At 62.0% G+C, this 13,020-nt stretch carries 9 protein-coding genes; 5 read left to right on the plus strand and 4 right to left on the minus strand.

Annotated features, from left to right (window positions below):
• The first annotated feature begins 65 nt into the window (after positions 1-65).
• From RY831_RS28990 to RY831_RS29005, 4 genes are all read left to right on the plus strand, one after another.
• Positions 66-5,423 (plus strand): cadherin-like domain-containing protein, encoded by a 5,358-nt coding sequence (locus RY831_RS28990; protein ID WP_326509815.1) that lies wholly within the window; start codon positions 66-68, stop codon positions 5,421-5,423.
• Positions 5,424-5,442: 19 nt separating this feature from the next.
• On the plus strand, positions 5,443-6,813 hold the full coding sequence (locus RY831_RS28995) for an efflux RND transporter periplasmic adaptor subunit (RefSeq protein WP_326509816.1): 1,371 nt from the start codon (positions 5,443-5,445) through the stop codon (positions 6,811-6,813).
• A 3-nt stretch (positions 6,814-6,816) separates the two neighbouring features.
• Positions 6,817-8,943, plus strand: a complete 2,127-nt coding sequence (locus RY831_RS29000; protein ID WP_326509817.1) for a site-2 protease family protein — start codon at positions 6,817-6,819, stop codon at positions 8,941-8,943.
• 179 nt (positions 8,944-9,122) lie between these two features.
• The gene (locus tag RY831_RS29005; protein ID WP_326509818.1) at positions 9,123-10,259 is read left to right on the plus strand and encodes a metallophosphoesterase; all 1,137 of its coding nucleotides are present in this window, start codon (positions 9,123-9,125) and stop codon (positions 10,257-10,259) included.
• 20 nt (positions 10,260-10,279) lie between these two features.
• Here the strand turns inward: RY831_RS29005 and RY831_RS29010 are convergent, their stop codons facing one another.
• The 4 genes from RY831_RS29010 to RY831_RS29025 are packed head-to-tail and all read right to left on the minus strand — an operon-like array spanning position 10,280 to position 12,061.
• Positions 10,280-10,684 carry a GFA family protein gene (locus tag RY831_RS29010; protein ID WP_326509819.1) on the minus strand — a complete coding sequence of 135 codons (405 nt, stop codon included), beginning with the start codon at positions 10,682-10,684 and terminating at the stop codon, positions 10,280-10,282.
• A gap of 36 nt (positions 10,685-10,720) precedes the next feature.
• Complete coding sequence (locus tag RY831_RS29015) at positions 10,721-11,008, minus strand: AzlD domain-containing protein (RefSeq protein WP_326509820.1); 288 nt, start codon at positions 11,006-11,008, stop codon at positions 10,721-10,723.
• Positions 11,005-11,730, minus strand: coding sequence for an AzlC family ABC transporter permease (locus tag RY831_RS29020; RefSeq protein ID WP_326509821.1), 726 nt, complete (start codon positions 11,728-11,730; stop codon positions 11,005-11,007). Before RY831_RS29020 ends, RY831_RS29015 begins: the two co-directional genes overlap by 4 nt.
• Complete coding sequence (locus RY831_RS29025) at positions 11,720-12,061, minus strand: hypothetical protein (protein ID WP_326509822.1); 342 nt, start codon at positions 12,059-12,061, stop codon at positions 11,720-11,722. The genes RY831_RS29020 and RY831_RS29025 overlap by 11 nt, the downstream gene beginning before the upstream one ends.
• 63 nt (positions 12,062-12,124) lie before the next feature.
• On the opposite strand from RY831_RS29025, the gene RY831_RS29030 reads away from it, so the two are divergent.
• Positions 12,125-12,919, plus strand: coding sequence for a LysR family transcriptional regulator (locus RY831_RS29030; protein ID WP_326509823.1), 795 nt, complete (start codon positions 12,125-12,127; stop codon positions 12,917-12,919).
• Positions 12,920-13,020: the final 101 nt, after the last annotated feature.

The raw sequence follows: 13,020 nt of genomic DNA on the forward strand, positions 1-13,020 counted from the left end.
ATCCACCGGAACAGCAAAAACTCGCCGCCTGACGCCGCTATCCTTCAAGCCGCCATACACCAGTCTTGACACTAGCTCTACCAGCAAATACGACCATAACAAACGTTAATGGCGGAAATTTAACACTTAGCAATGCCGTTACGTTAAGTGATGGAACTGCACTGTTTTTCTCGCAAGTGCCTGGAAATTCTATTCATGGTCAATACGGTACTTTGAACCTCGCAGCCGACGGAACGTACACCTATACCATCACCGACACCACTCTTTCCACCGGCCAGACAAGAACCGAAAACTTCACCTACACAATGCGCGACGCAGCCGGCTTGACCAGTTCGGCAGTACTGAGCATTCGCATTGAAGGCACCACCAGTAACACCGAACCGGTTGCGGCAGGTGCAAATGCCGCTGCGGTGGAGGCCGGATTTGACGGTACTGGTACGGCCATCGGTACAAACCCGACGGGTAAGGTTATCTGGATAGGTGGCGGCAGCGTTACTTCCGCCTGGTCCGACAAGACTCCCGGCGTCACCGGACTCACTGGAGCCTATGGTTCTCTCACCATAGACGCCGTCGGCAATTACACTTATACCGTCGCCAACAGTGATGCGACCGTCAATGCACTCAACACCGGCAGTACCCTGACCGACGTTTTCTTCTATAAAGTCACCAATTCGGCCGGTTCCGATGTGGCCAAGCTGACCGTGACGATCCAGGGCGCCAATGACGCGCCTGTCGGCGTAGCGGATACGGCCAATGCCAAGGAAAAGGGCGGTATCAACAATGCAACCGGCGGAGTCGATCCATCCGGGAATGTCCTCGACAACGATACCGATGTCGATGCAGGCGACACGCGGTTTGTCAGCAATGTGATCGCGGGAGCAGGCACGCCGAATGTCGCCGTCGCTGCATCCAGCACTTCAACTGCGAATCCGGCCTCGGTCAGCGGCAGCTATGGCACGCTCAAGATCGGTGCCGACGGCAGTTACAGTTATACCGTGGACAATGCCAACGCAGATGTCGAGGCGCTGGCCAACGGCGCCACGCTCACCGAGACGTTCACCTATGAATTGAAGGACAGCAGGGGGAAAACGGCTACCGCGACGCTGACCGTGACGATCAATGGCACTACCGATGAGCATGTGCCGGTCAATACCCTGCCAGTGGCACCGACGGTGACGGAGGTTGGAAGCGTATCGATCCCGCTGTCCGTCTCCGATGTGGATGGCGACGTCAGCGGCGCACGTATTACCGTCATCTCCGGCAAGCTCAGCATCGGCGCATTGAATGGCGCAAGCATCAGCGCGGGCAGCAATGACTCCAGCCAGTTGACGCTATCCGGCACGCAAGCGCAGATCAATGCCGCCTTGGCGACGCTGACGTATCGCGCCGGCGACGTGTATTCCGCGAGCGACACCTTGATGCTCGTGACCACCGACAGCAACGGCAACACCGACACCGATACGCTATCGATTACCGTCACTGCTGACAGCCGCACCCTGGCCGTGAGCAGCCCGACGGTCAATGAAGCGTCGCCCTATGCGGTCTTCACGGTCACGGGAGAGGCTGGCCAGAAGGTCAGCTTGTCGCTGGCCGATACCGGCAATGGAGCAGGTCATGCCGCGGGCGGCATGGATTATCAGCCAAATCTCGAGTACTTCAATGGCACCGCCTGGGTAGCCTACACCAGCGGTACGGTGACGATTCCCGGCACGGCGGGCGCCGCCGATCTCCTTGTGCGGGTGGGTATTCTGAATGACAAGGAGTTTGAGGGAGGCGAAACGCTCAAGCTCGTCGCAGTCAATTCCGCAGGCGTGGCAGCCCAAGGCATCGGCACCATCATTGACAACGGCACCGGTACGATTGTCGACGCCAGTGGCGCTGAAAACGCCACGGCCGCCAAGGATGACGATCGCGGGCTCAGCGTGAGCAGCGTCGATGTCAATGAAGCGGCAGGCTATGCCGCCTTTACTGTGACCGGCGCGGCCGGCCAAGTCATTACGCTCGGCCTGACCAATGCAAGCGCAACCGACGCCGACCATGGCACCACCCTGGAAATCTCCGACGACGGCGCCACATGGGTGCCCTATACCGGAGCCATCACCATGGCCGGGACAACGGTCCAGGTGCGGGTGAGCATTACGAACGACGCCTTTTACGAAGGCCAGGAATCGTTCGCACTGACTGCGGCCAATGCCGGCGGCAAGTCCGCCATCGGCATTGCTACCATCTTTGATGACGGAACCGGTGCGGGCGGCAACGACAATGACACGCCCACGCTCTCCATGTCGAACGTCTCGGTCTCGGAAGGCAGCCATGCGGTCTTCACGGTCACCGCCGACAAGATCAGCAATACCGCGATCACATTCACTCCCGTACTAAGTAACGGCACGGCGACGATCGGCGCCGATACCGCTGCCTCCGGCACGCTCTCCGTGTCCACCGATGGCGGGCAGACATGGTCGACGGTGGGAGACACGGTCAGTATTCCGGGCGGCCAGAATTCCATACAGTTGCGAATCGCGACCGTCAGTGATGGCGTTGACGAGACCAATGAAACTTTCAGCCTGAGCACCGGCGCCATTATCGGTGCGGCGACCAACCCGGCAGGCGTAGCGGCTACCGCCACGATCGTGGAAAGCCTTGCCGTTGCCGATATCGCCACCGCAACGGAGAAGGGCGGCATTGCCAATACGCTTCCCGGTATCGACCCGAGCGGGAATGTCCTGGGCAATGACAAGGGCAGTCCGATCACCGTGGTGAAGGCACAGGCCGGCGCCGGCGTCGGTGGCAACGCATCAACCGTCGCCGCGCAAAGCAACGCGGCTGCCAATGGCAACGGAACGACGCTCGCCGGCAATTACGGCACGCTGGTGATCGGCGCCGATGGCAGTTATGTCTACACCGTCAACAACGACAATGCGGCAGTCCAGGCGCTTAACCTGAACGGAGCTACGCTGACGGAGTCCTTCGGCTACCGCATTCAGGATCTGGCCGGCCATACCTCCGATGCAACGCTTGAAATAACGATTCACGGCGCCAATGACGCACCGGTCGCAGTGACGACAACGGACAAGTCAGCGACGGTCGGACAACCGATGTCGGTACAGGTCAATGCGTTCACCGATGCCGACAATGCGACGCTGACTTACAGTGCGACGCTAGCCGATGGCACTGCCTTGCCGGCCTGGCTGCAGTTCAACCCTGGTACGCGCACCTTCAGCGGCACGCCAACCGCCGGCTCCACCGGAGACTATACGTTGAAGGTGACTGCCACCGACGGCAGCCTGTCCGACAGTACGACGTTCAAACTGGCCGTGCAGCTTCCGACGGCCCCCGCCCAAACCGTCGGCATCACGGAGATGACCAAGGACAGCGGCACTGCAAAAGATTTCGTGACGAATGACGGGACGGCCAATCGGTCTGTCAGCGGCTCGCTCAGCGCCGCATTGGGAGCGAACGAGATCGTTGAGGTTTCGTTCGACGGCGGCGGCACATGGACCACGGCGACGACAAACGGAACAAGCTGGAGCGTGAATGATCCCGGCGCACATGGCGGTGACTGGATCCTCCACGCACGTGTCAAAGATACGTCCAGCGGGTTGACAGGAACAGCCGCGATCCAGGCCGTCAAACTCGATACGGCCGGGCCGGGCGACGTCAATGGCACGCTGACCATCGCTGAGAATTCAGCCAATGGCGAGAGCGTGGGCTCCATCACGGCCACCGAGGCAAACGGCCCTGTCACATATAGCCTGACTGACAATGCGGGCGGACGCTTTGCAATCTCGGCCTCCGGTGCGGTCACCGTTGCCAATGGGACGCTGCTCGATCATGAAACGGCGGGCACACATGACATCACGGTGCGAGCCATCGATGCGGCGGGCAACACGACCGATAAAACAATCACCGTGACCATTGCGAATGTCGATGAAGTTGCGCCCGCTTTCAGTTCCGGTACCACAGCCAATGCCGTCGAAAACCAGAATCTGCTCTATACCGCAGCGGCAACCGATGTCATTGATTTCACGGACAAGGCGGTAAATTACAGCTTGAAAGCCGGCATCGGAGACCAGGCAGCGCTCGCCATCAATACCACGACCGGTGCTGTCACCCTGGCAAATGGCAATCTCGATTTCGAGACCAAGGCAAGTTACGGTTTTACCGTTGTAGCTCGCGATGCAACCGGGAACAGCAGCGAACGGGCCGTCACTGTGTCGGTGACGGATGTCAACGAGACCGTGCCTGCACCAGCACCAGCACCAGCACCAGCACCAGCACCAGCACCAGCACCAGCACCAGCACCAGCACCAGCACCAGCACCAGCACCAGCACCAGCACCAGCACCAGCACCAGCACCAGCACCAGCACCAGCACCAGCACCAGCACCAGCACCAGCACCAGCACCGGCACCGGCACCGGCACCGGCACCAACGCCTATACCTACCCCGGTGCCTGTACCTGGACCAACACCGGTACCAGTGCCAGCGCCCACTCCGGTGCCTGTACCAGCACCTACGCCAGTGCCAGCTCCTGCACCTGAGCCAACACCGGTGCCAGTTCCAGCACCTACTCCGATGCCAGTTCCAGCACCTACTCCAGTGCCAGTACCAGTACCTGTTCCCACGCCGGTACCAATCCCTGTTCCTGCACCGGTCCCGCCCGCCGAACTGCCGCCGGCCGGCACACTCGTACCCGTGCCTGCCCCTGCGGTCGTGTCCCCCACCGCCCCCGCAATCGTCGTCGACCCGCGCGGTGCAACCGTCTCAATGCCAAGCTTTACCGACACCAGCAGCGCATCGGCAATCGCCGCCGCACCTGGCAGCCTGGTCGGCAACGACGCCTCGCGCACCGGCTTCGGCCGCGCGCCGTCGGCCATCGATATTCCGCCGGAACAGCAAATCCAGCGCAATGCCGAACTGAGCGATGTCTACACCCGTTCCGAAGGCTTCCGCACCGTGGTGGCCAAGGCCGATGAACCTGCATTGGTCATCTTCCGCGGCGTGCCTGACCAGTACACGGAGAGCGGCACGCGCATTTCGCTCACCGTGCCGGCCGATGCCTTCGCGCATACCCAGCCGAAGGAAGTCGTGCGTCTCGCCGCGACACTGCAGGACGGCCGTCCGCTGCCGACCTGGGTGCAGTTCAATGCCCAGACCGGCCAGTTCAACGGCGAAGTGCCCGACGGCGTGAAGGGTGAATTGCGCATCAAGGTGATCGCACGCGACATGCAGGGCCGCGAGGCAAACGCGCTATTCCGTATCAACATCGGCAACGTCAATCAGAAAACCATCGAAGGCGGCAAGAACCTCGGCAAGACCAGCCTGTCAGATCAGCTTCGGCAGCCGGCAATGTCTTCACGACAGGCAGAGCGCATGAGCGAAACAGGCCGTGGCATGGTTGGCAAGGTCCGTAGTACCGGATAGGCATTGGCAGGAATAGAAGATGGAAATGAGGGACGGCGCCCTGGCGGCGGCAGTAACAAGCCTGATCGATATGGCGCATCGCGCGCGCCATGCGCAGAACGGTGTCGAACTGGAATTCATGGCAGTCAACGGCACGCATGCGCTGGCGCCATACCGGCAGGCAGCGCTGTGGTTCGCCGACCGCGGCGTATGCACACTGTCGGGCGTGGTGCAGATGGAAGCCAATGCGCCCTATGTGCACTGGCTGCAGCGCCTGTGCAGCGGCCTGACGGACAGTGGGCAGCCGCTGCGCATCGGTGCGCTCGATGCGCCGGCAGGCGTGGCCGAAGAATGGGCGGAGTGGCTGCCGGAATTCGGCTTGTGGCTGCCGGTTCCTTCAGGCGAGACAGCAGCGCATGGCGGCCTGCTGCTGGCGCGCGATATTCCGTGGCTCGACGAAGAGATCGGCCTGCTCGCGGAGTGGATCGACGCCTGGCAGCATGCCTATCGCGCCCGGACACCGCGCGTGCGATGGAGCTTTGGCAGCTTGAAGTTGCGCGCCAAGGCTCGCCTGCAACAGGAACGTGCGGCAAGCCTGCCATGGTGGCGCAGGCGCATGGTGCACGTCTCGGCGGCGCTGGGATTGGTGCTGCTGTGCCCGGTGCGGCTCACCGTGCTGGCGCCCGGCGAACTGGTCGCCGCCAATCCGGCGGTCATCCGCTCGCCGCTGGAAGGCGTGATCGAACGCTTTCATGTCAAGCCGAACCAGGCGGTCAGCAAGGGACAGCCTTTGTTCGATTTCGACCAGGCGCAGCTCGCGGCACGTCATGCGGTGGCCAGCCAGACCCTGGCCACGGCTGAAGCGGAATACCGCCAGTCGGTGCAGCAGGCGCTGACCGATGGCAAATCGAAAAGCCAGCTGGCGACACTGCAGGGCAAGATCGAAGAGCGTCGCGCCGAAGCCGATTTCGTGCGCGGACAGGTCGAGCGCGCCAGCGTGCTGGCGCCGCAGGATGGCATTGTGCTGCTTGACGATCCGGGCGAATGGATAGGCCGGCCGGTGGCGACCGGAGAGCGCATCCTGCGCGTCGCCTCGCCACGGGATGTGGAGGTGGAAGCGTGGCTGCCGGTCGCCGACGCGATTCCTCTAGCGCCCGGCGCAACCACCACGCTATATCTGAGCGCAACGCCCCTGACCCCGGTGGCGGCGACATTGCGCTATGTGTCATACGATGCGCTGCAGCGCCCCGACGGCAGCTATGCCTACCGTGTGCGGGCCAGACTCGACGGCGTCACCGAGCACCGCGTCGGCCTCAAGGGCACCGCGCGGCTGAGCGGCAACTGGGTGCCGCTGGCGTACTGGATGCTGCGCCGGCCGCTGGCGTTGATCCGCCAGACATTGGGCTGGTAGGTGATGAACGCGATGGATGCGCTGGTATTTCCTCCGCTGCGCGAGGAACTGAGCCTGCATGCCGGCCCGAATCTCGCCAACGGCCAGCCGAGCTGGACGCTGGAAGACCCGGTGCGCAACCAGTTCTTCCGCATCGACTGGCTGACCTTCGAAGTGCTCAAGCGCTGGTCGTTTGCCAATGCCGGCGACATCCTGCAAGACATTCATGCCGACACGACGCTCAATCCCGAGGAGGGCGATCTTGCCGAAGTGCTGCGTTTCCTGAGCGACAACCAGCTGCTGCGGCCGGATGCGCGCACCTGCGCGAACCAGTTCGCCTCCCGCCATGCGAAGCTGCGCGGCAGCTGGCACCAGCAACTGCTGCACCACTATCTGTTCTTCCGCATTCCGCTGATCCGGCCCGACCGCTGGCTCGACCGCATCGCGCCATCGATGAACTGGGTGTTCTCATCGATGTTCGCGCGCCTGACGCTGCTGGCACTGCTGCTGGGCGGCGTGCAGGTCTATCGCGAGTGGGACAGGTTCAGCGTCACGCTGCTCGATACCTTCACGCCAACTGGAATCCTGGCGTATGCGCTGGCGCTCGTCGGCGTGAAATGCGCGCACGAACTCGGGCATGCGCTGACCGCCAAGCGCTATGGCTGCCGCGTACCGGCCATGGGCCTGGCATTCCTGGTGCTGTGGCCGGTACCCTATACCGATACCAACGACGTATGGCGGCTCAATGACAAGCGCGCGCGCCAGCGCGTGGCCGCGGCCGGCGTCATGACCGAGCTGGTCATCGCCATCTGGTCCACCTTGGCCTGGGTAGTGCTTCCCGACGGCTTGCTGCGCTCCATTGCCTTTCCGCTGGCCACCACCACCTGGCTGGCCACGCTGGCCATCAACACCAGCCCATTCATGCGTTTCGACGGCTACTTCCTGCTGTCGGACTGGCTCGATCTGCCGAACCTGCATGCTCGCGCCTTCGCACTGGCGCGCTGGGATCTGCGGCGGCGCCTGTTCGGCCAGGAAGATGCGCCGCCGGAGTATTTCTCGCGCCGCCGCCATGTCGGTCTGATCCTGTTCGCCTGGGCGACCTGGATCTACCGCCTGGTGCTGTTCCTCGGCATCGCGGTGCTCGTGTATCACTTCTTCATCAAATTGGTAGGGCTTTTCTTGTTTGCCGTGGAAATCGTCTGGTTCGTGTTTCGTCCGATCGCCAATGAACTCGCCGCGTGGCGCGCCTTGTGGCCGCAAGTGCAGCCTAAGGGCAGGCGGCGCGCCCGACGCGGCGTCTGGCTGCTACTGGTGCTGATGCTGCTGCTTGCCGTACCGTGGCCGACACGGCTGCAGGCGACCGGCGTGCTGCGCGCCAGCCAGGTGTTTCCCGTGCATGCGCCCGTACATGCGCAGGTCGCGGCCTTGCCGCTGGCCGACGGCAGCGAAGTGAAGGCCGGACAGGTGCTCATGCGGCTATCGGCCGCGGAAAACAGCAGCAAGCATGAAGAGCTTGCCGCTCGCATCGAACGCCTGCGCTGGCAGTCGCAGGCAGCGGGTTTCGATAGCGAGCAGCGAGCGCGCATCATGGTGCTGCGCGAGGAACTGGCCACTGCGGAGGCTGAGCTGGCGTCGCTGAAGGAAGATGCGCTCCGCTATCAACCGGTCGCCCCGTTCGATGGAACGCTGCGAGACATCGTGCCGGACCTGGCGCCCGGCGTCTGGGTTGGAAAAAATGAAAAGCTGGCCGTGCTGGTAGGGAAGCAGGGCAATGAGGTCGATGCCTATCTGGAGGAACACCAGGTGCGTCGCGTTGCGGTCGGTGATGCCGCCCGCTTCTATCCCGACGGGTTGGAGGGGCCATTCCTGCGGTTGCAGGTGACGGCAATCGACAGGGATGCGGCCCAGGTCCTGCCAAGCGGCGTCTGGGCGGCGCAGCAGGGCGGCATGATCGCCGCGCGGGAAAAGCAGGGGCAATGGATGCCCGAGCATGCGGTCTATCACGTGACGCTGGCAGTCAAGGAAGACCCCGGCGTGCTGAGCGGCCAAAGCTGGCGCGGCAAGGTCGTCATTGCAGGCGACTGGGAAGCTCCCGGCATGCAATTCATGCAATCGTTCGCGGCCCTGCTGTGGCGGGAACTTGGCTTTTGACAAGCCAGCGTGACGAGTCAGGGCGCCGATCAGGACGCTATGCCGGCAATTCGAACCGTTGCGTCATTGAAGCTTCGCATTCAAGCCCAACATGGTAAAGACCGATGAGCGGGATGCGCGGGAGCCATGGCTCCCGGCGCAGCCTCCGCCTTTACTTTGACCGATTCCTTTCAGGCACCATGCGCATACGCGGTTCCACACTCTTCGTGCTGGCCTTGCTCGGCCTGCTGCATTTCTATATCGGCTGGCGCATCCTGCCGGCATTGCCCATCGCCGTTGTCTGGAAGGCGCTTGCCTCGGCATGGCTGGCGGCATCCTGGTTGCTCATTCCTGCCGGCATGCTCGCGCATTCGGTCAGCAACCGGGTCAATGCCGACCGACTGTCATGGGCCGGCATGCTGGCCCTCGGCCTGTTTTCATCGCTGTTCGTGTCGACCTTGCTGCGCGACATCTTCCTTGCCGCGCTTGGCGTGCTAGGCTGGTACAGCGCCGACGCAGTGCTATGGTCGGCGGTCGCGTCGCCCGCGCTTGCCGGGCTGGCAACATTGATCGGCTTCTTCAACGCCCGCCGCGTTGCACGCGTGGTGCAGGTAGATGTGCCGATCGCCGGACTGCCCGCGGCGCTGGACGGTTTCACGATCGCGCAGATCAGCGATATCCACGTGGGACCGACCATCAAGCGCGGCTACCTCGATGCCATCGTCGACCGCGTCAATGCGCTCAAGCCGGATGTGGTGGCCGTCACCGGCGACCTGGTGGACGGCAGCGTGCATCATCTGGCGCCGCATACCGCGCCGCTGGCACGCCTGCAGGGCCGGCATGGCACTTACTTCGTCACCGGCAACCACGAGTACTACTCCAATGCGCACGCCTGGATCGCGGAAGTGCGCCGCCTTGGCCTGCGGGTGTTGATGAACGAGCATGTGGTGCTGCCGCACGGTGACGCATCGCTGCTGCTGGCGGGCGTCACCGATTACACCGCGCACTACTTCGACCCCTCGCACCGCAGCGATCCGCATGCCGCGATCGCGGGCGCTCCCGGCGATGTCGGCGTCAAGGTGCTGCTTGCGCATCAGCCGCGCACCTCTGCCGCGGCGGCCGATGCCGGTTTCGACCTGCAACTATCGGGCCACACCCATGGCGGGCAGTTCTTTCCCTGGAACTTCTTCGTGCCAATGCAGCAGCCGTATGTCGCAGGCCTGAAACGGCTGCGCAACATGTGGGTGTATGTCAGCCGGGGCACCGGCTACTGGGGCCCGCCGAAGCGTTTCGGCGCGCCTTCGGAGATTACCCGGGTACGCCTGACACGCGCCTGAGCACCTGAACCGAGGACGGATCATCCCAGCTCGACGACCACATCGCTGAACCACATCTGCTTCCAGCGCATCAATTTGTCCTGCACGGTCAGGCTTTTTGGCGAAACCTTTGCCGGTTCGGCGAAGGATTGCACGTCATTGAGGATTCTGCTGTTGATCGTGCCGTGCAGGCGACCGTCAATGTGGCAGACAAGGGCAACCAGCACGCCGCATGTTCCGCAGAAAAGGCAATCCGCATTTCTGCTGCCCTGCCGGTAATGCCTGAGGCTGTCCAGGTTTTCCGCCCGGATCGTCAGGCGGCCCTGTGCATCGGAGAGGTAGGCGGCGCCATGCTTGACGCAAAAGGAACAGTCGCAGGCCCGTGGAGTGTAATGGCCGGCATTGTTGCGCAGGTCCGCTTGGCGGAGATTGTGCCGCAGTCGCATCCGCCGCGATGAATGAACGATCCCATGTCTGCCCGGTCAGCCGCGAAGGAAATGCGCGGAGAGGATGAACGCCGCCGATGACAGCAGGATATTGAGCAGCAGGTTCCGGCGCAGCAAAGCCAGGATCACGAGAAAGGCCAGCGCCGCGGGAACGGTTTCCTTCAATGCTTCGGAAAAGAAGCAGTACACGAACATGTTGATGAATACCGCGATCGAGATGATCTCGATGGCACGCGGCGGAATGTCGATGCGCGTTCCCACCAGCGAGGGGAATACGCGGACGATCAGGCTGATCGCGAGCAGCAGGGCAACGCCTTCAATCATTGCGGTTCTCCACGGGTCGGTTCTTCACCCCAATGGCACAGGTACAGTATCAGGCAGACGCCTGCAATGCCGGGGATCCAGAATGCATCCTTGCCGAAAAAATAGATGGTGACGACGGAAAATGCGGCGCAGGCCGAGACCAGCAGCAGCTTGGCAGCCAGCCCGAACTGCAGGTTGCCGGCAATGGCGCTGTCGATGCGCTTGACGGCAAGAATGGCAAGGATGGCCGTGGCCGGAAACAGCAGATACTGCGAGAACGAACCTATCCAGGACGCGGGAATGACCCGGCCCGCAATCACGCCCCATACCGTCGACAGCACCCAGCTGGCGTAAATGATGGCTCTTAGCGTGGCCCTGAGCGCAAGGCGGCCGTAACGAGGTTCGATAGCAAACGATTCATCGCTGATGAAGTGCGACAGCACCAGCCGCAGCCTGCCATTGTCGGCGGCATTCCAGGCAGCGAGGGACATCGGCACATACCGGATGTTGAGCATCAGGATGACGAAGAACATCGACAGCAGGCTTGCCTGCTCATTGGCCAGCTTCAGGTAGAAGAACTGCCCGCTGGCCGAAAATCCGAACATGCTGAACAGCAGTACATCGCTCCAGCTCCAGTGATTCTGCTGAGCGACGACTCCGAACAGCATGCCGATCGGGAAAAGGCCCAGTGCAACCGCTCCTGCCTGCGTCAGCAGCTTGCGGTTGAATGTCTCAAGCGGCATGGCAGCCGCATCCGAGTTCGCGTTCGCGTTCGCGTTCGCGGCGCATTCTGGATTGCGCCCCACCGAAAATGACTTCATTGCGATGGTTATGGATGACTGTTCCAGGGGTAATGATGTCGAGGTGGTGCTGGGTATAGGGCGTTAACCCCAATCCCCAATGCATGGCGCCGTTGCGCCCGCCGTAGACTTCGTTCATTGCATGATTGCCGCGCCGGATCCCGAGGTACTGGGCGTTTTTCTTGCGCTGTTTCATGATGTTCTCCATGAAGACCTTGAAAAACCACTGACGTGGCCGGTGTCGCTTGCCGTTTCGGCATTCGACGGAGCCCATGCGAATATCGTCCGGCCTCGGTGGTAACCACCATTGCGGAACTACAGTTTTTCTTCTTTGAACATGGTGACAAACTCTCTCGACGATCTGAGGGTGTTTGTGCGCGTCGTCGAGCTGCGGTCTTTTGCCGCAGTGGCCGAAATCCTCGGCATGCCAGGCTCGGCGGTCAGCAAGCAGATCAAGCGCCTGGAAAAGAAGATCGGTGCGAGGCTGCTCAACAGGACCACGCATGGCGTGAGCCCGACCGAAGTCGGACGTGTCATCTTTGATCATGCCTACAACATCCTGACGGAGGCGAAGGCAATCGATGGCGTGGTGAGCGGTTTCCAGAGTGAGCCGTTTGGATTGCTGCATGTGGCCGCGCCGGTAGCCTTCGCCAACGACCACATCATTCCGCTGATTCCAGAATTTCAGCAGCGCTATCCCGATGCAAGGCTTTCGCTAGATTTAAGTGATCAATATGCCGACGTGGCGGGAAACGGCATCGATCTGGTGATCCGCATCGCAAACGATCTCAAACCCAATCTCATGGCAAGGCCGCTGGCGGCGGTGCGCTATCTTCTGTGCGCTTCACCGGCCTATCTCGGCAGGAACGGGATTCCACAATGCCCTGCCGAACTGCAGCAGCATCGCTGCCTGATTTACGGCCGTGCGCGTACGCATGACACCTGGCATTTCATCGATGCCGGCGGCGACAGGGTCAGCGCCTGCTGCAGGTTCTGCCCGAGATGGATGCCCAGGGGCAGTTCGGCAATACCCTGTATGCAGCCTATCTGCCGAATCCTTTCCTGTCGATCGAGGTCAGGGCCTTTATCGATTACCTGGTGGAAAAATTTGGAAACGATGGCCGCAGCATGACCGCAGGCTGACGCCGCGCTGCGGCTTGTTTCCCCGTTTCCGGCATGCCATGCCGCAACCCTCCTTGTGCTGCAACAAATCGATACATATCGTTAAGGAAA

Source organism: Noviherbaspirillum album (genome assembly GCF_035916955.1).
GTDB lineage: Bacteria > Pseudomonadota > Gammaproteobacteria > Burkholderiales > Burkholderiaceae_D > Noviherbaspirillum > Noviherbaspirillum album.

What these genes read in the sequence shown, in the direction of transcription:
- RY831_RS29025 (WP_326509822.1), bottom strand. Translation starts at nt 12,061, where the DNA reads ATGGGCTCCGTCGAATGCCGAAACGGCAAGCGACACCGGCCACGTCAG.
- RY831_RS29020 (WP_326509821.1), bottom strand. Translation starts at nt 11,730, where the DNA reads ATGCCGCTTGAGACATTCAACCGCAAGCTGCTGACGCAGGCAGGAGCG.
- RY831_RS28995 (WP_326509816.1), top strand. Translation starts at nt 5,443, where the DNA reads ATGGAAATGAGGGACGGCGCCCTGGCGGCGGCAGTAACAAGCCTGATC.
- RY831_RS29015 (WP_326509820.1), bottom strand. Translation starts at nt 11,008, where the DNA reads ATGATTGAAGGCGTTGCCCTGCTGCTCGCGATCAGCCTGATCGTCCGC.
- RY831_RS29030 (WP_326509823.1), top strand. Translation starts at nt 12,125, where the DNA reads ATGGTGACAAACTCTCTCGACGATCTGAGGGTGTTTGTGCGCGTCGTC.
- RY831_RS29000 (WP_326509817.1), top strand. Translation starts at nt 6,817, where the DNA reads ATGAACGCGATGGATGCGCTGGTATTTCCTCCGCTGCGCGAGGAACTG.
- RY831_RS29005 (WP_326509818.1), top strand. Translation starts at nt 9,123, where the DNA reads ATGCGCATACGCGGTTCCACACTCTTCGTGCTGGCCTTGCTCGGCCTG.
- RY831_RS29010 (WP_326509819.1), bottom strand. Translation starts at nt 10,684, where the DNA reads ATGCGACTGCGGCACAATCTCCGCCAAGCGGACCTGCGCAACAATGCC.